We start from the raw sequence: 22,960 nt of genomic DNA on the forward strand, positions 1-22,960 counted from the left end.
AGGCAAGACCGATTGATATGCAAACATGTATAGGATATATACGATGTGGGCATTATTAATGGTCTTTTTTTTGTTGCTAAATCTTGTTAACGTTTCATTATAAAAGGAGATTCGTATGAAAATCACGCGAATTATTAATAATAATGTTGTCTCTGCAGTCAATGAACGACAACAGGAGATGATGCTTCTGGGAAGTGGTATTGGCTTTCAGAAGAAAAAGGGAGACCTCGTGGAAACAGGTAAAATTGAGAAGGAATTTTTCCTGAAATCCAAAAATGTAACAGGTAAATTATATGCCTTGCTCGCCCAGATTCCCATGGAATATATTCGGGTGTCCGACAGCATTATTCAACATGCCAAGCAGTCCTTAAACAAGGAACTCAATGAAAATATATATCTAACGTTAACGGACCATATTAATTTTGCTGTGGCACGTTACAAGCAGGGTATGAATTTCAATAATGCTCTGTTGTCTGAAATTAAAGCGTTTTATTCCAATGAATTTCGCGTGGCTATGAAAGCCCGGGATATGATTAATGAGGAATTTAACATTACATTGCCTGAAGATGAGGCCGGGTTCATTGCCCTTCATATTGTCAATGCAGAACTGGGATCTGATATGGAAGAAACCATGAAGATTACACAGTTGATTCATAAAGTCTTGAATATTATTCGATATCAGTTTAATATACATTTTAATGAAAGCTCGCTCCATTATTCCAGACTAGTCACACATTTGAAGTTTTTCGCCTATCGCTTGTTTAATCATACGGTTGTGAAAAGCGGTGACAGCGATTTTCTCCATATCATTAAAGAAAAGTATGCGAATGAATATCAATGCAGTCTCCGGATTGCACAGCTGATTCGAGTCGATTATGGAAAAGAATTAACGGAAGATGAATTGGTGTATCTAACGGTTCATATCAAAAGGGTCATTGATGAAGAGAAGGACTGATTCATCAGCCACTATAATGAGTAAACTAGGATTGTTACTGGTGAGGCAGGCAAGACCTAGAGTTCCATCGTGTATAGAGCTTATCTATATTCGATAGAATTCTAGGTCTTTTTTTATACCTAAAAACGTTTGAGGGGGAGCAGTACATGAAACATGAAAGCACAGCCGCCGATATTTTGAAACTAGTGGGTGGCGAAAAAAATGTAGATAGTGTAACACACTGTGCTACAAGGTTGAGATTTAATCTGAAAGATGAGAAGGTTGCGAACAATGAAGCATTGAAAAATGTACAAGGTGTGGTGGGTGTTGCCAGCAGTGGTGGGCAGTATCAGGTCATTATCGGTAATGAGGTAAACAATGTGTATAAAGCTTTGACGAAGCTGGGGAACTTTACAACCAATGACGATGCTCCTACTGTGAAAAAGGGAAAACTGACTACGCTTCTGGACACGATCTCCGGAATCTTCACACCGATTCTGCCAGCCATGATTGGTTGTGCGATGATCAAAGCCGTTCTTCTTATTTTGAAAACATTTGATCTCGTTGATCTGGATGGGCAATTCAATACAATTATGACCTTTATCGGTGATGCAGCGTATTACTTCTTGCCGATGCTGCTTGCCTGGAGTGCGGCTGTTAAGCTTAAAGCTAATGTGGGTTTTGCATTAACCATTGCTGGTGTTCTGTTGCATCCTTCATTAGGGGCGTTGATGTCTGCAGGTGAGCCAGTTGCATTTTTGGGACTGCCTGTCACTCCGGCGACGTACACTTCGTCAGTTATTCCAATTATTTTAGCGGTATGGGTCTTGTCGTATGTTGAACGCTTTGCCGAGAAGTATTCTCCATCGGTTATCAAATCCATTCTTAAACCGTTGATCGTGATTCTTATTATGGCTCCATTAACGCTGATTGTACTGGGTCCAATCGGTGCCATCGCGGGTAACTACCTGGCGTCAGGCGTTTCTTTTGTCAATACACATGCAGGATGGTTAGTATCTGGTATTATCGGTGGGGCATTCCCGTTCTTGATTATGACAGGTATGCATTATAGTTTGGGACCTGTTGTGCTCACTGCTTACGCACAGACGAAAACGGATAGTATTGTTGGTCCAGGTATGCTTGTACACAATATTTCTCAAGGTGCAGCTGCGCTTGCAGTCGCTCTCCGGACTAAAAATAAAGCATTTAAACAAGTTGCATATTCTACAAGTGTAACTGCACTGCTCGGAATTACCGAACCTGCTTTGTTTGGTGTAAATCTACGCTTGAAAAGACCGCTGATCGCTGTAATCGTTGGTGGCGCGGTAGCGGGTATATATGTTGGATTGTTCGGTGTAGCTCGATCGGCTCTGGGTATTGCAGGTATAGCTACGCTGCCCGCATTTATCACGGATCATCCATGGAACCTGGTTCATGCGGCAATTGGTTGTGTGATTGCATTTGTAGTTACATTCATCATGACTCTGATCTTGGGATTTGAAGATGTACCTGAGGATGGAAAGAATCAAGCAACACAAGAAAAATCATCTGCTACGAACAATCGTGTACCAGTAGCCGGTGTATCTGAACATGTTCTCACTGCTCCGTTGACTGGTAAAGTTTTGGAGTTATCCACGATTAAAGACGAAGCTTTTGCAACGGGCGCTATGGGAAAAGGGATCGCTATTGAACCTACGGTTGGAAAACTTGTAGCACCAGCAAATGGTGTGGTATCTGCGGTCTTCCCTACGTCCCATGCCATTGGTATTAGTTCAAATGATGGTGCGGAGATTCTCATTCACATCGGGATGAATACGGTGAAGTTGAAAGGCGAGCATTTCAAGGTTCACGTCAAAGAAGGCGATACTGTAAAAGCTGGAGATTTGCTCATTGAGTTTGATACAGATGCCATAGCGGCTAAAGGTTATGATCTGACTACACCGATCATTGTTACGAATTCGGATGATTTTGTAGATGTCATCACAACGGACAAAGCATCCATTACTATCGGTGAAAATCTCATCAAAATTATATAAGGAGGACTTGTTTATGTCTAACAAAAATAGTTTCCCCGAATCCTTCATGTGGGGCGGTGCAACAGCGGCGAATCAATACGAAGGTGCCTGGAACCTTGATGGTAAAAAAGCGAGTACAGCCGATATGATGACGGGCGGAACCCATACGGTTCCCCGTCGGATTACGATAACGACTGAAGAGGGGGTTCATTACCCTTCTCATGAAGCAGTAGATTTTTATCATCATTATAAGGAAGACATTCGTTTGTTTGCAGAGATGGGTTTCCGTTGTTACAGAATGTCCATTGCATGGTCCAGAATTTTCCCTAATGGAGACGATGCAGCGCCGAATGAAGCAGGACTTCAATTTTACGACAATGTGTTCAATGAATTGAAAAAGTATAATATCGAACCCATCGTTACAATCTCCCATTATGAAGCACCGTTTGCTTTAACCGAGAAATTCAACGCTTGGGCTTCCAGAGAAATGATCGATTGTTACGTGAAATATTGCGACACAATCTTTAATCGTTACAAAGATGTAGTGAAGTACTGGATCACCTTTAACGAGATTAATAGCCTGATTGTTCCGGCAGGTGCCTACTTGGCTGGAGGACTTCTGGTTGATAAAAAAGGCGGCGTATTTAACAATACAGCAGTGGACAGCACGCAGATGAGATTTCAAGCGTTGCACCATCAATTCGTCGCGAGTGCCAAAGCTGTCAAGCTTGCACATGAGATCAATCCAGACTTCAAACTTGGCTGCATGATTAATTATAGTCATGGTTATGGAAGCACATGTAAACCGGAAGATATGTTAAAGGCTCTGAGAATGGATCAGATCAACAATATGATGAGCAGTGACGTACAAGTTAGAGGGGAATACCCTGACTTTGCGAAGAGATATTTTGAAGAAAACAATATTCAGATTGAGATGGCGGCAGAAGACGAAGGGGTGTTAAAGCAGGGCTGTGTTGATTTCTATAGCTTCAGCTACTATAAATCTCACGTGGTGGGTACCCGTCCAGAGGGTGATGAGACCCAAGGTAACGTCTTTGGTGGATACAAAAATCCATATCTGAAAGCGACGGACTGGGGATGGCAGATTGATCCGGTTGGACTTCGGTACGTGCTGAACCACGTATACGATCGTTATCGCATCCCGATGATGGTTGTAGAGAATGGTCTGGGTGCAGTGGATGTGGTTGAAGAGGATGGCACTATTAACGATACGTACCGAATTGAGTTTTTGCGCGCTCACATTGAACAAATGAGAGAGGCTGTCCGTGATGGCGTTAATCTTATCGGTTACACAGCTTGGGGGTGCATCGACATTGTTAGTGCATCCACTGGTGAGATGGGAAAACGCTACGGATTTATCTATGTAGATAAGGATAACGAGGGTAAAGGTACCCTGAAAAGAAGCAAAAAGAAAAGCTTCCACTGGTATACAAAGGTGATCGCATCCAACGGAGAGAGTCTGGAGTTGTAAGTTAAGAAAAAGTAGAACATATCAGAAGCTTACCATTGAATGGATAGGTTAAGGGTAAAGATAACAAGATAAAAAGATAATTAATTTCATAAACTTAGGAGGCAGTCGAGGTATCATCGACTGCCTTTATTTATTGAATAGGGCGAAGGAGTTCAAAGTAGTTCAACCAACAAGGTTGAGTACTATGCCTGACATGAATTCACAATTAATTTGGATCTCGATTTCGGACTCACCAAACTGAGTTTAGAACATCGTCGACTTCTTGGATTCTTGTGACTGATGGTGTTTGAATTAAGTTTCCTTTGACCATGACCATAGAGATGTCTGACAAGGCCTCAATATGTTCCAGCGGATTTTGCTCCATGATAATCAGATCGGCATGTTTCCCAATATCCACCGTCCCTGTAACATCATCAACGCCCAGAATCTTCGCATTGGTTTGAGTCACCATGTCGATGACCTGTTTGTTGTTCAGGTTGGCCTGTCTCATGTAGTGGTCCATTTCTCTCCACATATCATAGTGAGTCACGTAAGGCATAGCGGCATCGGTACCGATCCCAATGGTGATGTCGTTTTCGATCGCTTGTTTCACACCTTTGAGCATGGAATCATAGACGAGTCTGGAATTCTCTTTTACCGTTCTACTTACCTTCGTTACGCTGGTATCCAGTGAAGCGGAGGGATAAGCGGCTTGCAGGGTGGGGATGAGTGCGGTGTAACCATTCAGGGCATTGGGATTATTTTTGTATAAACGAATGATTTCGTCGTCCATCTCCGAACCGTGCTCGATCGTATCGACGCCACCCTGTAACGCAACCCGTACACCTTCGGTGCTTTCCACATGGGCTGCCACCCGCAGGCCAATCTTATGCGCTTCATCGCAGATCGCCGCAACTTCGTCCACCGTCATCTGTAAACGACCAGCTTCGCCCACCATTTTCGCATCCGTCACGCCACCCGTCACACAGATTTTGATCAGATCCACACCGTGTTTCACATTCAGCCGTACATTTTTTCGTGCTTCCCACGGAGAGTCGCCCACCAGCGCGAGGAATGGAGCGCCATGTCCGCCCGTTACACTTAGGAAAAATCCGGAGACAAGCAAATTAGGACCGACAAAGTCACCGTTGTTAATCTCATCCCGCAGCTGAACGTCGGTGTAAAAGAATTCTCCCACACTGCGCATCGTCGTTACACCCGCATGGAGAGCCGTCAGCGCGTTGCGTTTCATGCGTCTTTTCAAAACGTTTCTACCGAATTTCGTATTCAGGATTCGATCATAGGCAAACTGCAACAAGCCTTCACTGACCGAGAGACTGAACGGTTTCCCATCTGCAAAGAGGTGCACGTGGGCATTAATTAATCCAGGCATCACGTATTTCCCTGAGAGGTCGATCGTTGTGTAGTGACTAGGGATATTCAAATCATGATCTCGGCCGATATCCTGAATAAGTCCTTGTTCATTGACGAGAATGGTCATATTTTTTTGCAGATTGCGGTTGGAGTCGCCGTGGATCAGATTTACGTTTTTTAATGCGTAAGCGGTGTTCATGTTGTGTTCCTCCTTGGAGTGTAGGTGAGGTGAGTAGTTAAGGTAAATGGTAAATATCCAACTTAAAAATGAATTAATAATTCATTTTTGTGTCAAAAAAATAGAGTGTCTTAATGTTAGAGATTTTTTTGCGTGCAAACCAAGTTAAAATGACCTGATCTACACGCTTTGTCTACCTAGCATAAGTGATGAGATGGAGCGTTATTCGTTGAGACTCTTCATACCATACAGTCTGTATACATACAACGCTTCGAATATTTGCTTCCGGCTGTCCTCACTCATATCCCGCTTCAATAGATCCAGGTTCATGTCGATCACGTTGTGTGCGAGGATGTTCAGCAAGATCAAGTTCTCCTCGGTGCCAATCTCATATCGCTTATATTGATTCTTGAGATATGCCTTCTTGGTTTCGATCATCAGCTCGACAAGTTCATTCTTGGCGTTGGTGTAGATCGTTCCTTTATTCTTTTCGAAGATGATCACAATCTGATTCCGATATTTCCTTAATACGTCTACCTGTTCCTGTAATAGCGCCGACTTTCGATCGCTATCCGTTTCCTCGAACAAGGTCTGGTTATCAAAGTGAATCGTCTCCACCAGCACATTTTTCAAATAATCCACCAGATCCGGCGGCACGACAGCATAGAATAGTTCTTTCTTGTTCTTGAAATAAGTATAGATATTGCCCACGGAAATATGGATCTCATCCGCGATATCGCTCATCTTGGCATCCACATAGCCTTTTTCAAAAAAGACCTTGAGCGCCGCGTATTCAATCTCTTTCTTGACTTCGTCTTTCTTGGCTTGCACCATCGGGAACGACTCCTTAATAATGAATGTGTGGTTCGTTATTAGGGTAGACCTTTTTGAGGTGGGTGTCAAATGGATTACATTGATAAAAATAAAATGCTATTGAGATAGAACGTATGTTCCTATATAATCAAGTTATAAATTTTATTATTTTCTTTATGACTCATGCAAAAAATGTTTGAAATAAATAATATTCTTTATTCGACTAATATCGACAGGATGAATCGTCTTTACATGATATTCTTTATAAAAAGTTTAGGTCGTAAGTACCTAAAAGGGAGGTCATGTAGTTGTTAGAATCAATCGTTGATATATCCGGAGATATTAAAAGAATTATAATGATGACGAAGGGAAGAACCTCTCATAAAAAATTAATTTGCATACAGGAATACATGAGAAGTCAACATAACCTTAATTGGAATTTAGAAAGTGTTGAGGATTTAGAAGAAAAACTAAATGATGTCAATATTGACCCTGAGATGATTTCTGAAATTTATGAATTATTAGATCAAAGCTTCTCTCAGGGATATCCATTTTTTGTATATGAATTATCGTTACTAAATAATGTTTCAGAGGCTAACTTAAAGGAATCAATAGAGAAATGTTTCAAGTTAAATGTGGAATGTACGCCTTATCAAAAATCCTATATCTATTTGAAAAGGATAAGTGAAATCGAACACATTCAAGGAGACTCTTTGCGTTTTTCTGTTGTTTATGAGCAATTTGAAGAAAAACCTATAAGAGGAGGTGGGATAGAAAAAGGTAAGAGTGAAGAAAAGACTACTTTTGAAGTATTCTTTGATTTTAAGTTCTCATTATGTTATTTCAAATCTGGTGATAAAAAACATACCCTTTGTGTACAAAAATATTTATCTCGTAATATTAGTACCCTATCTTTGATCTCGTTTTCTGTACCAAGCAAGCTTAAAACAGTGACCTTTCTAGGGGATATTCCTATGGATAATCAAACTGCACTTATTTTAGATTTTCTTGAAGAGCAATTGGAAATGAATGGGTTCTTAATCACGGATTATTTCAGCATAACATTTGAAAATCGCAAAAGCACTAAAGTGAAAGCTGTAAGACTTAGTGGTAGTAATCTGTTTGAAAGCTATGAAGTAGCAGAGCGAATGAAGTATCAAGATAAAATAAAATCAGTAAAGTTCCAACTCGTGAAAGAGAAAAAAAGATTAGATGGTAATGTTTCTGTGGTACTTTCTGCGGTAAGAATTGATTTTCCGAGTACATTCAAGGTTGTATTTAGTGAAATGCCAAATACTGTGTACTATAGAGAGTTTATACAGCATATTATCACAAGTATGAAAAAATCAATCTCTAAGGAACATAGCGCCTCGGAAATTGAACTTCGAATGGCGAGATTGATTAGGCTTGCTGAAGTTAAGGATTCTTATATTGTGCAACGTACATTAAACGAAATTAAAGATAAAATAGACAAATTAACACTAGAAGAAAGTAGTAAAGAGGAAGTTTTAAAGTTGCTTACAGAGTATATGCCTGTGAGGTGAGTATAGGTGAAATATAGCGATGCATTTTTTCTTTATCATATAAAGAAGAATGAATCTGCAGGAGATATGATTAAAAGTCACCAAAGTTATTGGGTCAGGTATCAGGAGGTGGATAGTTATGTATGCTACTATTATTACATAATGGAATATGGCTTTCATGAAATTCCAGTATGGTTTAATTTACATCATAACTATGCAGTCATCTTTGTTAGTAATTCTGATTTTATTACAAATGTTATACGGGAGATCGAGGAAACATTTTATTTTCAATGTGAAGTGTTGGTTGTTGAAGATTCAAATCAAATAAACAATATAAATATAATTCCTAATGCGGGTTTTGTTCTTACAGATCTCTTGAAATTTGACTATGATCGTATCAAAACAATTAAAAAAGTATTAGGTGATAGGATTGGGTATGAAAGAAAATATTTACCTGAGTATTAAGACTTTTTTCGAATACGTTTGGAGTTTATTGGTTGATTCAAGTGATGTAGTAGAATATGTAGGTTGGATAACAGCTAGTATCTTTGCAATTATTGCTGTTTTTTCTATTTTTTTAGCATTTCAATTTCAAGTAAATGTTAGCGATTCAGGAAAATTGATTGGAAAGATGAGAGAAGTATTTAAAAATAGAAAAATTGAAGACTTAATTAATGTACGTGAAGAATTTATAAGTGTTAATTCTAAATTTGTGATAGTTACAAATGCAGTGGATATTACACAAAGAGTAATAAAATTTCTTATCGGAATTTGGAGTGTGAGTGGTTTATCGGTTTTGGCTAGAGAGTCCTTTAGTGATGATATGCGATTTAATTTAATTCGATTCTGTTTGATAGCGAGTGTAACAATTCTATTTTTATATTTTGTTTCCAAACTTTCCCAAATTATTAGTGACTTTTCAAGTACAGAAGCGGAGAAAAATCAAATCCATAATCAAGAAGATCTTTGTGACATTGAGAAGTTAATTCCTATGAGAATAGATATTACTGATATTATTTATCTTTCTAATCCATCCTTTAGTTTCTCTACTTGGGGGGACGAGCCGTATGTTGAATCATCAATAGAACAAAATGTAGTTTTCAGTAATTTCAACATCTTGTTAACAATTATTTCCGAGGAAGAACAAATCTTTATTGGTGCTTCAATAAAAAATCCTAAAAAGTCTACTTCCGTTCTATTTAGCTCACTAAATGATAGAGAAAAGATTAATCAATTTCTTTTTGAACATCGATTTACCTCATCAGATATATCCATCACAATTAGTGCTGGTGATATGTTGAGCCATTATGTGGCTCAGGTTGAAATATTAAATGAAGATAATTATAAAATAAGTATGGGAACAGAAATAAATAATTCTTGGTCACCACCATCTGACAAGATAGATCTTTTGAGACAAGGGCAAGAGTTTGTCTCAGTCCATTTTAATTAATAGCACTATATTTCTCTAATCTCAATAATCTCCCGAATATCATCAATATCCAACGCTTCTGCAATCCGCTCGATATGAGCAAAGTTGATATTCTCTCGTTTACCAGACTGCAACTCACTTAATGCAGCGTGACGGATATCGGACAATCGGGCCAGTTCGCGCAGCGAGATATTATGTTTTTCCGTGAGTTTGTGTATATTGACGACAACTTTTTTAGCCATGAGTATCACTCCTAAATTTTCCATATGGTCTTGACGTTACGCATGAGCGTACCATATACTTTTTGTATATCTGGTACTCTTATGCGTACCAATTTTAGGAGTGGTGACATGACAAGTACCGACAGCGAAGACCTGTCTTCGCAGTATGCACAACTCAACCAACAAGAAGACGATTACGTCGATCAACTGGTTACCTGCAACAAACTCATCTTGGACGCCATGGACATCATCGCGAAGCAGGCAGGTGTGCTAGAGATGGATACCGTGAAACAAGCAGCATATCACCTTCATTCGATGGAACTGGACTTAAACCGCAAGTTATTTGAAGTACGGCTGGAGAAGAGCATCTTGGCAAATCAAATGAGCCAGTCTACATAAAGTCACCTCAACCAAAGGACAGTGCAGGATCGTAACCGATGATCTTGAACTGTCTTTTTGTCTGTCCATCCAAACGTTTTTCGCTCCCAATTAAGCATTGACTTTCCTCCCAAATCGCCATACACTTCAATTATTAAAAGACTTTTAAAAACTTTCATTGAATGGTTCGAAATGAACGAAAGGAGGCATATAACTAACCATGTTACCTACATCACACAACACCCAGCAGGTGAAGCGCATTAACGTTGAACTAGTGAAGAATACACTCCGATCCATGGGCGTAGGCACAAAAGCTTCCATTGCGAACCTGACCAAACTCAGCGTAGCGACATGCGGCACGATTCTGAACGAGTTGCTTCAGACCGGTGAGATTATCGATCTGGGTCCAGACGAATCAAGCGGGGGGAGACCGGCGAGTCGGTATCAATTTAATGCAGACTACGCCAGTGTACTGTGCCTGATTATTCGAACAGAGGGTGGCATTCACTCGATCACACATACATATGCGAATCTGAACGGAGAGATGGCGGATGAACAGACACTCCTTTTGGATGAGATTAATGTCCCGGTGGTAGAGGATCTAATTGCAAACCTGATCGAACAACACCACAATGTACAGGCGATTGGTATTGGTATACCTGGGGTGGCGCACAACGGCGTTATTGGAATTTGCGATGTACCGGAGCTGATGTATCAGCCACTCGGGCCAAGGCTTAAGGAGCAATATGAAGACGTGGAAGTGGTCATTGGCAACGACATGAACCTGACGGTCTACGGACTTTATAACCAGCAGCAATTTGAGGAAGAGAAGAACTTCGCGGTGGTGACTTTTCCAGAGAACCATTTTCCGGGTGCAGGCTTTATCATTGACGGTCGTCCGTTGACGGGGAACACGCAATTTGGGGGCGAGGTGTCCTTTTTACCTTTTGGCGTGTCACGGGAAGAGCAGCTGCGCATGTTGAAAACGACGGAAGGGTTGCAGGAACTCGTCACAAAGACGCTGATCTCCATCATTGCAATTATCAACCCGGCAGCGATTGTTGTTACGGGCGATACAATGGACCCGGCTATGCGGGATGATCTGTTACAAGGCTGTCGGGATCACCTGATCCCAAAGGAGCATATGCCGGAGTTGATCATCCAAAGAGACACACGGCGCGAATATGTGACGGGGCTAGTAGCTGTTACACTGGAGAGCCTGACCTACCGCATTCAGGTGGTTGAGAAGCAGTGGTAAAGCTTAACCTTGCTTCCTATTTCAAATGTACAAATCATTGACACGATAACGGAGAGGGCAGAACCAATCTGAAGAACGCCTTTATCACTGTATGTTCACCTTTAGGACGATTCAAAAAAATACAGGGATAACAGCGGTCGGAAGATGGTACTGCAATCGAAGTTATAACGTGCAATCATTTTCCTGAACACACTGGAGGAACTTATTTTGAATCAGCAAGCAGGTACACAAGGGAACAAACGAAAGTTCAATAAGCTGTACGCCATGCAACTGGCAACGATCTTTCTGGGATTTATAGTATTCGGGATATCGGAAAATATTAAGGGGCCGGCCATTCCGCGCATTCAATTCGACTTTAATCTGGATGAGAAACAGCTCGGGACATTATTGTCCCTGAACGCACTGGGGTACTTGATCGCCTGCTCCTTCACGGCTATTCTGGTTCGGAAATGGGGCATCAAGGCGGTTAGCATTATATCTTTTGCATCGATGATCCTCTCGGGTGTGTTCATTTATGTGTCTCATACCTATCCACTCTTTGCTTCATCGTACTTCTTCATGTACATCGGTAACGGCATGCTGGAGATTGCCTTGGCGATTCTGGGTGCGCGGATCTTTGTGAAAAACACAGGTACGATGATGAACCTGTCCCATTTCTTCTATGGGTTAAGTTCAACGGTAGCGCCTTTGCTGGCGACTGGGGTGATGTCGTTGAGCGTGTTCGGACACGTACTGGACTGGCGAGGCATGTATCTCGTGATGTTGTCACTCTGTCTGCTGCCGATCATTGCGGCGCTGCGCAGTAAATTTCCCGGGGATGGTCTTCCTCATGAAGATCGGACCTCACTCAAGACGTTAACACGTGATCCTGCCCTTTGGCTGATGGTGCTCATTCTTTCTTTTGGCGTGGTATCGGAGCTGGCGGTTGGGGGTTGGCTGGTTAATTTCCTGGAAAAAGCCTACACTTGGGACACCGTGAAAGCCTCCGGCTTATTATCTGCGTTCTTCCTCACGTTCTCACTGGGACGCCTGCTGCTTGGACCATTGACGGACCGGATCGGATTTGTATTGTCACTGATTCTGTTCTCGGCTTTCTCGGGAGTATGTACGTTCGTGGCGCTTGCAGGGGGAGAGCGTCTTGCGATTTTCTTTGCGATATCTGGCGCGGGAATAGCGATGATCTATCCAACCGTTATGGCGTTTATCGCACGCAGATATCCAAACGGCAGTGACACCGCGATTACGTTTACGGTTACCCTGATGGGGGTTGGCAGTGTCATCGGTAACTATGTGATTGGTTGGGTCATTGAAGGTGTGAAGAATATGTATGGTCCAACGACTCAGTTGGGGCTGCTACGCGGACTTCAGGCGGGATACGGATTCATTGGTTTATGTGCTGTGATCTGTGCGGCATCTGGCGTAGTGTTGTATGTGTATTTGAAAAGAAGGCAGGAACTGATTTGAAAATCAGTTGCAACAATAAAGCCCCACTGATCTCCATGATCGGTGGGGCTTTGCATATGAATAACCAAGTTGGACTAGTGCGGGATAGCGTCTCCGCATTTCCTCAGGCAACCTACGACTTGTTCAAAGCCGCTCTTCTTTTCCAACGTTTCAACAGCACATACAATCCGAATCCGCCCAAGAAAACCACCGCTGCGGGAACGATATAAGGTTTAACAATCTCATCCACGTGCTCCCATTGAGAGCCTAATTTGAAGCCTAAGTAGATGTACAATGAGGTGATCGGAAGCATGGCCAGGAATGTAAAGAGACTGAATTTAAACACATTCATCTTCGCCATTCCACATGGGATGGAGATGACGGTCCGAATGCCGGGGACAAAACGGCCATAGAAAGCGACCCCGCTGCCATATTTCTCGAAGAACGTATCGGAAGCGTCCAGATGGTGAGGTTTAATCAAGAAATACTTGCCGTATTTTTCAACCATCGGTCTGCCGCCGTACCGTCCCAGGGCATATAACGTCAGAGGGCCAAACGTTCCACCTACAGTACCCGCCAGGATAGCCAGCCACAGCTTCATATCTCCAAGGTAAACCCAATATCCAGCCATGGGCAGCACGAGTTCAGCAGGTACGAATTCAAACGACAAGGCAATAACGAGACCTGCGTACGACAAGTCTTTGAAAAAAAGTATAAATTGCGTGATCCACTCCGTCATGCTTTCCCTCCACAAATCTATCTATTTTTTATAGTTTAGAAACACTCCTATACCAAGAGTAACAATAGCGAATAGAGCTTGTCAAAACTCACACGCATATCCGATTCAGCCCGTCACGGCGGGATATGTTAGGTCATACATAAGCGTAGATAACTCATTCAACATGTATTAAGCATGCGGTTGGTCTTCGAAAAAGAAGTTGAACTTCATTTCACCCCTAACACCAATATAACACTCTGAAAATGTTTCCAATTGTAGCGTGATAAAACTATCACTAGCTTCTTCACCATCCTGCACATAAAGAGAAGGAGATCAGAACATGACCGAAACTTCGATTATCGACCAGATCCATATTGTGGTTGAATACAATGTATCCTTTTATTGTTTCATGTATATCATATAGATATACAACTGTAGGGAGGTGAGGTATAATTGGAGCATCAATCAAACGAAAGGCGTGGGATTGCCATGACTACAGCCACACTTAGCAAATGGGGAAATAGCAGTGCAATTCGCATTCCTAACCAATTGCTTAAGCGTCTTAATCTGGAAGAAGGCTCGGAAATCGAGATTTTGGTGACAGAAGATAATGAATTGTTGTTGCGTCCAAAAACCAAGCCTGTAGAGTCCAATGAGGAACTACGTAACCATCTAAAGACTTTGCTCTCTAAAGTGAAACAGGATACAAGACATGAAGAAATAGACTTTGGCACTGAAGGGAACGAGTTACTTTGATTATTCCCAAGCGAGGCGATCTGATATGGCTTGACTTTGATCCTCAAGCGGGTCATGAGCAAGCCGGGAGACGACCGGTTATAGTTCTATCGGAACTAGAATTCAATGAAATAACGGGTTTTGCTGTTGTATGTCCCATAACGAGCCAAGCCGAGGATTATCCTTTTGAAGTTACACTACCAGAAGACCTGCCATTTTCAGGTGTTGTTTTGACGGATCAGTTGAAGAGTCTTGATGTGCGGCAACGACGTATCCAAATTGCGGGGCATGCCGAACCAACCTCTGAATTTATGAAATCAGTTCTACGCAATGTCCGTTCTATATTGGCATAATTGAAAATTAGTAGCTAATCATATTCCTAAATCCACGTCTAACTAAAAGACGTGGATTTTTTCTTTCATATCTAAATAGCTTCGTCCATCCTTGACGCTTCGGATAAGAGCTTCCGAAAGGCACTTATAAGTTGATAAGAAAGATTTTTAATCCTCTGAAAATGCTTCCAAATATAGTATGATAAGACTATCACTAGCTTCTTCACCATCCTGTACATAAAGAGAAGGAGATCCGAACATGACCGTAACTTCGATTATCGATCAGATCCATATTATTGAATACGATCCCTCTTACGCTGCCGCACTCGCGGATATGTGGAACCGCAGTAACGAAAGCTGGGGAGGTGGCACCAATGTCAGAACAGAGGAAACGGTTCGCCGGGAGATGGAGAGTTCGTCCAATCTTCATGCATTTCTAGCCGTTCATGGGAAAGAGGTGGTGGGCTTCTGCAGTTTTGCTCATTACCGCTATGACGAGAGAGCCCTATATGTACCGTTGCTTAACGTACGTCCTGACTATCACGGTTATAAGGTTGGGCGTAATCTGATTCTGAATGCTGTGCGCAAGACTGTGGAGGCGGGGTGGCCCCGCTTGGACCTGTTCACATGGGCAGGCAACACGAAGGCTGTACCGATGTACAAGAAATGCGGATTCTTCTGGGAGAAAAAAGATGAACATGTGCATCTGATGAATTTCATCCCCACGATCTTGCAGACCGAAGCACTTGCTCCTTATTTTGAGGAGTTGGATTGGTATGCAGACAGCACGCGTGAACTCGTCATCGAGCCGGATGGCCGACGGGAGCGTGGTTTTGATTTCTTTGACTACACGTGGAAAAAGGGAGAGGTCTCCCTGCGGGCTGAATTTGAAAAGTCGGGCCGCGGGCTGACGGCTCTCGAAACACCGGATTACGAGATCGCTACAGAGGTCGATGATCATGATCTCGTTTTCGGTTCCAGCTATAAGGTCCGCTATCGCATTAAGAATACATCTCCGTCTGATCTGGCGATTGAGATCAAGGGTGAGGACAACAAAAACATTCGATTTGCGCTGGACGTTGCGCGAACAGTCGCTCCGGGAGAAACCATCATCGTGGAGGGTGAGTTTCACCTTGATCCGATTACAGAGGAACAGAATAACAATAAGACGCATCCCGTGGTTGCCAGCACATGGTTGATCGGCGGTAAAAAAGCGGAGTTCAGATTGGGTGTCGCTCCCAAATTCCCGGCCAAGATCAAGACCGTCTTGCCTGTGAAGGAGCTCTATCCAGGTATCCCGGCGGAGTTGGTTCTGAATGTGGAAAATAATGTGGATGCCGAAACGGAGTTCAGCTTGGACCTGCCGGAGGATGAATTCCTGGAATGGGCGGAGCGTTCGGTGCACTTTAAGGTGCCTGCTAAAGGTAAAATGTCTGTGCCTGTGCCCTTCACCTTGCGTTCATATGGTCTCTATTCCCAAGAAGTAGAAGTGACGGCTGTCCCCGTGGGGAAACATGCGATCTCTTTTACAAGCAAACTTTCTGTCCTGATGAAGGGAATCGAAGGGAAATATGGCGGGCAGACTGAGGATCAATGGGTGGCCGTCAATGGCGCATTCTCCCTTCATATGAGCAAGCAAGATAATAATATGTGGATTGAATATCCCGGTTCCCGTCATTCGTTCTGGTGGACTTATCCGAAGCTGGGTAAGCCGTTTGCCGAAGAGTTATCCAAGAAACAAGCCAAAGAAGTGAATATTTATCCCGAAGGGGAACGTCAGGTTCTTGAAGCGCTGTATGACTCGGAGGATTTCCCTGGCTTGCAGATTAAGTCCGTGGTCAAGCTCTCTGCGAATGGAATCGCCGAATTCCACCATGAGGTTGAGAATACACGAGACACCGCCTGGGAAGAAGAGCTGTTTCTGATGAATAACTTCGGTTTCTACGGAAACCGGTTGATCCTTCCTTATCAGGGGCGCTTCGTGGACATGGGCGATGATTATGCGGGTGATCCGAACCATTGGAATAGCTCACAGATTACGGAGAACTGGCTGTTCTGCAAAGAAGAGTATGGGGCGTGCGGGATCTATTGGGACCCTTCCCTGAAGTTGCTTCGTCCAGAATACACGTTGGGGTTGCAGCATGAGCTTGGACGTTTGGAGGCAGGGGCCGTGGCGCGAACCAAGGAAACGGTGTTTGCTCTGAACACGTTTGCCAAATGGCATGATTTCCGTGCATTTGCCCGGAAGCAGCGGAACCCTGTCATTCCAATGTTGGACAGTCATCTGAATCTGACACTGAGTGAGGGGAATCCATTTGCCCCGGATGTGCTACAAGTAGCGTTGACTGAACACAAACTCGTTCCGCTTGCGGGCAAGCTGGAGCTGTATGTGCAGCAGGGTAGCGAACCGGAGGTTATGGCCCATGTGAAGGAATTGAATCCGGAGCAGAATCTGAACTCGGCGAAGCTAACTTTTTCACCAGACGAATCGGAAGATCATGACCAGCACGTGAGTGGTTGGAAAGTTCGTGGGGTCTATCGGGGCGAAGATCGGATTCAGGAGCGAACGGCTCTTTGGTTCCCGCAGAGCGGAACAGAGGTGAAGCAAACGCTTAATGAAGGTTCAGCTGGACCTTTGTACACCGTAGACAATGGAGTATTGTCGATCGCCGTTGCTCCAGAATTCGGCAGTGTCGTACACTCACTGAAAGTTGCAGGCGAAGAATGGCTGGACAGCTCGTACCCTGAACCAGCTCCACGCTCGTGGTGGAATCCGTGGTACGGCGGGTTGGGAGTGGGGGTTCCAGGCATGAATGGTTTCAGCCGCCAGTTGGAACAGAGAGTGGCTTCCTGGACGGAGCACAAGGATCAATACGGCAACGTCTGGAAGGGCATTAAGCTGACCACCCGGATTGAGAAACATGAAGCGAATCGGGGAATCACAATTCACCAGCATTATCTGATGCTGCCGGGTGTTCCTGTGCTCTGCACGCTGCTTGCCGTAACAAACGAAAGTGGCCTGATGCTGACGGATTACTCGCTTGCGGAGGAACGTTTCCTCCAGCCTTCATCTGTATATGCGGAAGGATGGATAGAACAACCGGGTAAAGATCGATTCCCATTAGGCAAAGTAGATGTGGGCCTGCCACTGGAAGACCTTTTGCGAGTCGGATCGGTTTCGCGTGAGAACATGCTGCATGCGGTCCATCGTTACCCGAATCAGAGTGCATGGGCTTTTGCCAATAATCAGGTGACGGGTTTGAACGTGAATCATCATCTGACAATCAAGCACGGGGAAACAGTCTGGACGGAGCCGACATATCTTGTCCTGGGGCCAAGCCCACTGAGTTCAGCGGATGTGCGTGACCTTCTCAAACTGAATTTTGCAACTTCTACCGAGGAAAAGGAGGCTTCACATGCCGATCATTGATATTCACATTCATCTGTCGGACATCGACAGCTTTCACCGAACAGCAATTGATCTCTCCAAAGTGGATTACTCTGCCGCTGGTCTTAAAGCGGAGTTTGATAAAAACGATGTCATTCTGGGTATCGGAATGGGGGTTACGGAGCAGACAAAGGGAGCGTTCCCGGATTCCAGTTCCCCCAACCCGATGGGACTTGACCTGGAAGAGAAAGTTCCGTCATTCCTCATGGAGTGTGTGGGCATCAATCCCAATGCGCTAGATGGAAAAAACGCTCAGGACGAGCTCGACCGGATTGAAGCCAGAATGCAATCCCACGAGGTAGCCGGAATCAAACTCTATGCAGGGTACTATCATCACTATGTGTACGACAAAATCTATACCCCGGTCTATGAACTGGCAGCCAAGTACAACTTGCCTGTTGTGATTCATACGGGAGACACGTATTCCATGAACGGGTTACTCAAGTATTCGCATCCACTGACGGTGGATGAATTAGCCTTTCAGCAGCGCGATGTGAACTTCATGATCTGTCATCTGGGTGATCCCTGGGTGATGGATGCAGCTGAAGTAGTGGCGAAGAATCCGAACGTGTACGCAGATTTGTCTGGTCTTGTGGTGGGGGATCGGCCTCATTTTGAAAGGTTCATGAACGAACCTCTGTTCATGGATCATTTCCGCCGGGCCTTGGTCTACTCGGATCATTACGAGAAAATGCTGTTCGGTACCGACTGGCCGCTTGCGCCCATCGATCTGTATGCCGAATTTGTCCGTCGACTTGTACCGGAACAGCATCATGATAAAGTCTTCTATGAGAATGCTTTTGGGCTGTTTCCGCGTATTGGACAGCGGATAGCCGATCTGGGTAGAGTCTAGGTGCCGAAATCTTAATATCTGAGGGATGTAACCCATACACTTCAGTCATGGAAGATGATGTGAGGTTCATGCTGAATCCCTGTGATGTAGCTCCTGCCATTTTGCTGGCAGGAGCTTTTTTTGTGCAGAGAAACCATCTATAACCCTGAAGACTCCATACTTATCTTGGACTCCTTCTTGTATGTATTTGTTTTTACGAATAAAGAGAACTATAATGATGGATGCACAAAATTTCAGACTTTTTTGGAGGAACATACGTAATGAGATCTTTTCAATTTTATAATCCGACCCGGCTGATTTTTGGCAAAGGGCAACTTCAAGCATTACAGACCGAAGTTCCAAAGTACGGAAAACGTATTTTGCTTGTATATGGTGGTGGAAGCATCAAACGCAGCGGGCTGTACGATCAGGTGATCAGCCAGTTGAATGAAATCGGAGCAGAGGTTACAGAACTGTCCGGTGTAGAACCGAACCCACGTCTGTCTACCGTTCACAAGGGTGTAGCGTTATGCAGAACACATGACATTGATTTGGTGCTTGCGGTTGGCGGCGGCAGTGTACTGGACTGTGCTAAAGCCATCGCAGTAGGGGCGAAATACGATGGAGACATGTGGGATGTTGTGGTGCGTGAAGCAACTCCGCAGGGCGGACTTCCACTGGGTACAATTTTGACAATGGCAGCAACAGGCTCAGAGATGAACAACGGTTCAGTAATTACGAATCAGGACACCCAGGAGAAATGGGCATGGTTCAGCGAGTATTCTTTCCCGGCGTTCTCGATTCTTGATCCGGAGTACACATACACCGTACCACTGGATCAGACTGTATACGGTATGGTGGACATGATGTCGCATGTATTTGAACATTATTTCCATCTGGATACAAACACCCCGGTTCAGCTGGGATTCTGTGAGACGATTCTTCGTACGGTCATCGATACTGCCCCTCGCCTGATCAAAGATCCGGAAAACTATGAACTGCGCGAAACCATCCTTTACTGCGGAACAATGGCACTTAACGATGTCCTGAATATGGGGCTTGCCGGGGACTGGGCATCTCACAATATTGAACATGCCGTGTCGGCTGTCTATGACATTCCGCATGGGGGAGGCCTTGCGATCCTGTTCCCACACTGGATGAAGCATAATCTGGATGTGGATGTAGAGCGATTCAAACGTATGGCCGTTAATGTATTTGATATTAACCCTGCTGGAAAGTCAGACAAACAAGTGGCTGAAGAAGGCATTGAAGCGCTGCGCCATTTCTGGACTTCGATTGGTGCTCCAAGCCGTCTGGCTGATTATGATATCGACGACAGTCAGATTGATGTGATGGCTGATAAAGCAATGCGATTCGGTCCGTTTGGATTCTTCAACAAATTGCAGCGTGAAGATGTAGTACAAATCTATCAAGCCGCACTGTAAGTGTAAATTTCACATTCACAATGTATAGTGAGTCCACTAAACAAGGGCCTTCCTGTAATACTGAGGAACGTCCTTGTTTTTATTATTACATAATCTTTTGTGCAATCCACAGTTTATTCCAAATCATATGATCTTCTTTCCTATCGAATGAAAATATTATTTTTGAAAGCGTTTTCAGTGCTGGACGTTTATTTAATATCGACCGATATAAAGTTAACCCATATTATATTGGACCCAACAAGAATGAGGATGGATGGTGAATGTGTTCATGTTATTAGCAAAAGCTAGGCAAGGCTTGACCAACATGTCTTTTCGGTTCAAATTGCCAATGATGATCAGTATTCTGGTCTGCATCGTACTGGCGGTAACTGCGGTGGTATGTTATAGCGTAGCGGCAGTCATTACGCTCGACAAAAGCAAAGATGAGATCCAGTCGACTTCTGACCGGATTGGTGCAGGACTATTTACTTCACTAAGTCTGGAAGAACAGTCCACGTTTCTGATCACAACACATCGGACATTCCAAGAATTGCTGGAGATTCGAAATGCAGCAGAGAGCCAAGATAACGAAGCATTTTTCGAGGAAAACAGTGAACTTGTTAATAAAGCCAATGGGATATTGGCTGATAGCTTAGCTGGTATGGAGGGCAACAGTGTTCTGATTTTAGTGGATCGCAATGGAACCGTGGTTGCGGCAAACGACCCGGAGTCACTTGGAGGTGAACGGGCAGACCGTGCGTATTTCCAGGAGGCCATCCAGGGACGTAACGTTATTAGTGAAGGGATCATTAGCAAGACATTGGGTACACTGGGAACGGTGTTTGCATCACCAATCTACAATGATAACAAGGAAGTGGAGGGGGTACTTGTCTCTACTGCATCTACGTCTTTCTTCGTGAACCAGTTACAGAACGTCAAGATAAATGAAGAGGGCAGAGTCATTATTTTGGACCGAATCGGAACGGTCATGTATCATTCAGCAGACGAGAGTCTGGTAGGAAAGCCATTGGAGTCAGGAGAGTACCAGTCTCTGATCGATCTGGCGCCAAGTGATACGCTACAACAGGGAGAGGCAAGTACAGACGAGAAAGTGGTATTCTACTCGAAGATTCCGCGTTCCGATTGGACCGTCATTGTGGAGGATACTTATGCAGATGTGCAAAAGCCGCTGACAGGGATGGCGAATCAAATGTACATTGTTCTGTTCAGCGCTATTGCTGTGTCGATCATCGCAGGTATCCTGATCTCACAACTGGTGACCAGACCAATTAGCCGAATCACCCTGTTGTTCAAACAACTAGCCGGCGGAGACCTGACCGTTCAGGCACAAGGCAAGTATAGCGGGGAATTCAAAGAACTGGCAGACAGCTTCAACATGATGGCTGAAGGGAACAAACAGCTGATCTCCAGCATGAACCGTTCCATCGGGGTCCTGAATACAAGTACGACAGAGCTGGATCAGTCTGCACAACAGACGTCGGCTTCCATTACGGATACAACTGCGACGGCCTTGGAGATCTCACGGGCGATGGAATCACAGGCAAACGACACGGAATCCATTGTAGATAAATTCATGAATGTTGGGAACAAGATCGAGAACGTGAATGAGATGTCACAGTCCGTTAGGCTCAAGGCGGATGAGATCACCGACGCTTTCAAAAACAATCATGAGGTCATTGATGCACTTATTGCCGTGAATGCCCAGAATGAGGCGGAAGTGAGCAACATCTCACAGATTACGGTTCAGCTCGCCGAGAGTTCCTCCGGTATCCATCAGATTACAGGCACGATTGCCGAGATTGCGAATCAGACCAAGTTGCTGGCACTGAATGCTTCCATCGAAGCGGCGAGAGCTGGCGAGCAGGGGCGTGGCTTTGCAGTCGTTGCTTCCGAGATTCGCAAGCTGGCTGAGCAGACAACGGCACAATCAGAGGACATCAATCGCATTGTGACGCAGACCATAGCACATGTGGAGCAGAATAATCGAAGTGTTCAGGCTATTGAAGCGATTGCGGAGCAGCATAAGAGCAGTGTGAGCCAGACGAAGGAAACCTTTAGTTTTGTCACCCAGAACATGCAGGACATGATGAATCAGGTACAGGCGATTGCATCCGAGATTGAGTCTATTGAGCGAGATAAGGATGATGTGCTTGGAGCTGCACAGAACCTGTCTGCCTCAGGTGAAGAGGTGTCGGCATCCATTGAAGAAGTTACAGCAACGATGCAAGAACAATCGGGCATGACAGGACATCTGGCAGAGCTGGTGAAGACCATTAACGAATTGACCGAACAACTTGCTGAAGAATCATCCCGCTTTAAAACAAAATAAGAATACGAAGATACCCGTTTCTCATAAGAGAACCGGGTATCTCCGACAATGTGAGCATCTGTACCTATCTTAGGGTACAGATGC

The 22,960-nt window shown here is 44.1% G+C and carries 19 protein-coding genes; 15 read left to right on the forward strand and 4 right to left on the reverse strand.

Annotated features, from left to right (window positions below):
* The first annotated feature begins 115 nt into the window (after nt 1–115).
* The 3 genes from licT (at nt 116) to ACE3K2_RS16620 (ending at nt 4,441) form a co-directional block, all read left to right on the forward strand.
* A complete protein-coding gene (gene licT / locus ACE3K2_RS16610; protein WP_421892357.1) occupies nt 116–955 on the forward strand; it encodes a BglG family transcription antiterminator LicT in 840 nt (279 codons plus the stop codon).
* A 146-nt stretch (nt 956–1,101) separates the two neighbouring features.
* The gene (locus ACE3K2_RS16615) at nt 1,102–2,970 is read left to right on the forward strand and encodes a beta-glucoside-specific PTS transporter subunit IIABC (RefSeq protein ID WP_421892360.1); all 1,869 of its coding nucleotides are present in this window, start codon (nt 1,102–1,104) and stop codon (nt 2,968–2,970) included.
* Between the two features lie 13 nt (nt 2,971–2,983).
* Nucleotides 2,984–4,441: a glycoside hydrolase family 1 protein gene (locus tag ACE3K2_RS16620; protein WP_421892363.1), complete on the forward strand. Its 1,458-nt coding sequence runs from the start codon at nt 2,984–2,986 to the stop codon at nt 4,439–4,441.
* Between the two features lie 229 nt (nt 4,442–4,670).
* Here the strand turns inward: ACE3K2_RS16620 and ACE3K2_RS16625 are convergent, their stop codons facing one another.
* The gene (locus ACE3K2_RS16625) at nt 4,671–5,993 is read right to left on the reverse strand and encodes an amidohydrolase family protein (RefSeq protein ID WP_421892366.1); all 1,323 of its coding nucleotides are present in this window, start codon (nt 5,991–5,993) and stop codon (nt 4,671–4,673) included.
* Between the two features lie 201 nt (nt 5,994–6,194).
* Nucleotides 6,195–6,806, reverse strand: a complete 612-nt coding sequence (locus ACE3K2_RS16630; RefSeq protein WP_421892369.1) for a TetR/AcrR family transcriptional regulator — start codon at nt 6,804–6,806, stop codon at nt 6,195–6,197.
* A 287-nt stretch (nt 6,807–7,093) separates the two neighbouring features.
* On the opposite strand from ACE3K2_RS16630, the gene ACE3K2_RS16635 reads away from it, so the two are divergent.
* From ACE3K2_RS16635 to ACE3K2_RS16645, 3 genes are read left to right on the forward strand one after another with little or no spacing between them, the layout of a single operon-like run.
* Entirely contained in the window at nt 7,094–8,329 is a 1,236-nt protein-coding gene (locus tag ACE3K2_RS16635) for a hypothetical protein (RefSeq protein ID WP_421892372.1), read from the forward strand.
* A 6-nt stretch (nt 8,330–8,335) separates the two neighbouring features.
* Entirely contained in the window at nt 8,336–8,773 is a 438-nt protein-coding gene (locus ACE3K2_RS16640) for a hypothetical protein (protein ID WP_421892375.1), read from the forward strand.
* On the forward strand, nt 8,745–9,758 hold the full coding sequence (locus ACE3K2_RS16645; protein ID WP_421892377.1) for a hypothetical protein: 1,014 nt from the start codon (nt 8,745–8,747) through the stop codon (nt 9,756–9,758). Before ACE3K2_RS16640 ends, ACE3K2_RS16645 begins: the two co-directional genes overlap by 29 nt.
* A gap of 5 nt (nt 9,759–9,763) precedes the next feature.
* Here ACE3K2_RS16645 and ACE3K2_RS16650 read toward each other — a convergent pair whose 3' ends face one another.
* Complete coding sequence (locus ACE3K2_RS16650; protein ID WP_339305302.1) at nt 9,764–9,979, reverse strand: helix-turn-helix transcriptional regulator; 216 nt, start codon at nt 9,977–9,979, stop codon at nt 9,764–9,766.
* Nucleotides 9,980–10,087: 108 nt separating this feature from the next.
* On the opposite strand from ACE3K2_RS16650, the gene ACE3K2_RS16655 reads away from it, so the two are divergent.
* The 3 genes from ACE3K2_RS16655 to ACE3K2_RS16665 all read left to right on the forward strand — a co-directional run bounded on the left by ACE3K2_RS16655 (nt 10,088) and on the right by ACE3K2_RS16665 (nt 13,058).
* A complete protein-coding gene (locus ACE3K2_RS16655; RefSeq protein WP_421892380.1) occupies nt 10,088–10,357 on the forward strand; it encodes a hypothetical protein in 270 nt (89 codons plus the stop codon).
* Between the two features lie 199 nt (nt 10,358–10,556).
* Nucleotides 10,557–11,594 (forward strand): ROK family protein, encoded by a 1,038-nt coding sequence (locus ACE3K2_RS16660; protein WP_421892383.1) that lies wholly within the window; start codon nt 10,557–10,559, stop codon nt 11,592–11,594.
* A gap of 264 nt (nt 11,595–11,858) precedes the next feature.
* Entirely contained in the window at nt 11,859–13,058 is a 1,200-nt protein-coding gene (locus ACE3K2_RS16665) for an MFS transporter (protein WP_421892977.1), read from the forward strand.
* A 112-nt stretch (nt 13,059–13,170) separates the two neighbouring features.
* Here the strand turns inward: ACE3K2_RS16665 and ACE3K2_RS16670 are convergent, their stop codons facing one another.
* The gene (locus ACE3K2_RS16670) at nt 13,171–13,776 is read right to left on the reverse strand and encodes a DedA family protein (protein WP_339236663.1); all 606 of its coding nucleotides are present in this window, start codon (nt 13,774–13,776) and stop codon (nt 13,171–13,173) included.
* A gap of 432 nt (nt 13,777–14,208) precedes the next feature.
* Here ACE3K2_RS16670 and ACE3K2_RS16675 point away from each other — a divergent pair, with 432 nt between their 5' ends.
* From ACE3K2_RS16675 to ACE3K2_RS16700, 6 genes are all read left to right on the forward strand, one after another.
* The gene (locus tag ACE3K2_RS16675) at nt 14,209–14,511 is read left to right on the forward strand and encodes an AbrB/MazE/SpoVT family DNA-binding domain-containing protein (RefSeq protein ID WP_017687001.1); all 303 of its coding nucleotides are present in this window, start codon (nt 14,209–14,211) and stop codon (nt 14,509–14,511) included.
* Complete coding sequence (locus ACE3K2_RS16680) at nt 14,508–14,843, forward strand: type II toxin-antitoxin system PemK/MazF family toxin (RefSeq protein WP_421892387.1); 336 nt, start codon at nt 14,508–14,510, stop codon at nt 14,841–14,843. Before ACE3K2_RS16675 ends, ACE3K2_RS16680 begins: the two co-directional genes overlap by 4 nt.
* A 238-nt stretch (nt 14,844–15,081) precedes the next feature.
* Nucleotides 15,082–18,252 (forward strand): GNAT family N-acetyltransferase, encoded by a 3,171-nt coding sequence (locus ACE3K2_RS16685; protein WP_421892389.1) that lies wholly within the window; start codon nt 15,082–15,084, stop codon nt 18,250–18,252.
* Complete coding sequence (locus ACE3K2_RS16690) at nt 18,239–19,123, forward strand: amidohydrolase family protein (RefSeq protein ID WP_421892392.1); 885 nt, start codon at nt 18,239–18,241, stop codon at nt 19,121–19,123. Before ACE3K2_RS16685 ends, ACE3K2_RS16690 begins: the two co-directional genes overlap by 14 nt.
* A 260-nt stretch (nt 19,124–19,383) precedes the next feature.
* Nucleotides 19,384–20,547, forward strand: a complete 1,164-nt coding sequence (locus ACE3K2_RS16695; RefSeq protein ID WP_421892395.1) for an iron-containing alcohol dehydrogenase — start codon at nt 19,384–19,386, stop codon at nt 20,545–20,547.
* Nucleotides 20,548–20,815: 268 nt separating this feature from the next.
* Nucleotides 20,816–22,876: a methyl-accepting chemotaxis protein gene (locus ACE3K2_RS16700; protein ID WP_421892397.1), complete on the forward strand. Its 2,061-nt coding sequence runs from the start codon at nt 20,816–20,818 to the stop codon at nt 22,874–22,876.
* Nucleotides 22,877–22,960 lie beyond the last annotated feature (84 nt).

Source organism: Paenibacillus sp. (assembly GCF_048976745.1).
Classification (GTDB): domain Bacteria; phylum Bacillota; class Bacilli; order Paenibacillales; family Paenibacillaceae; genus Paenibacillus.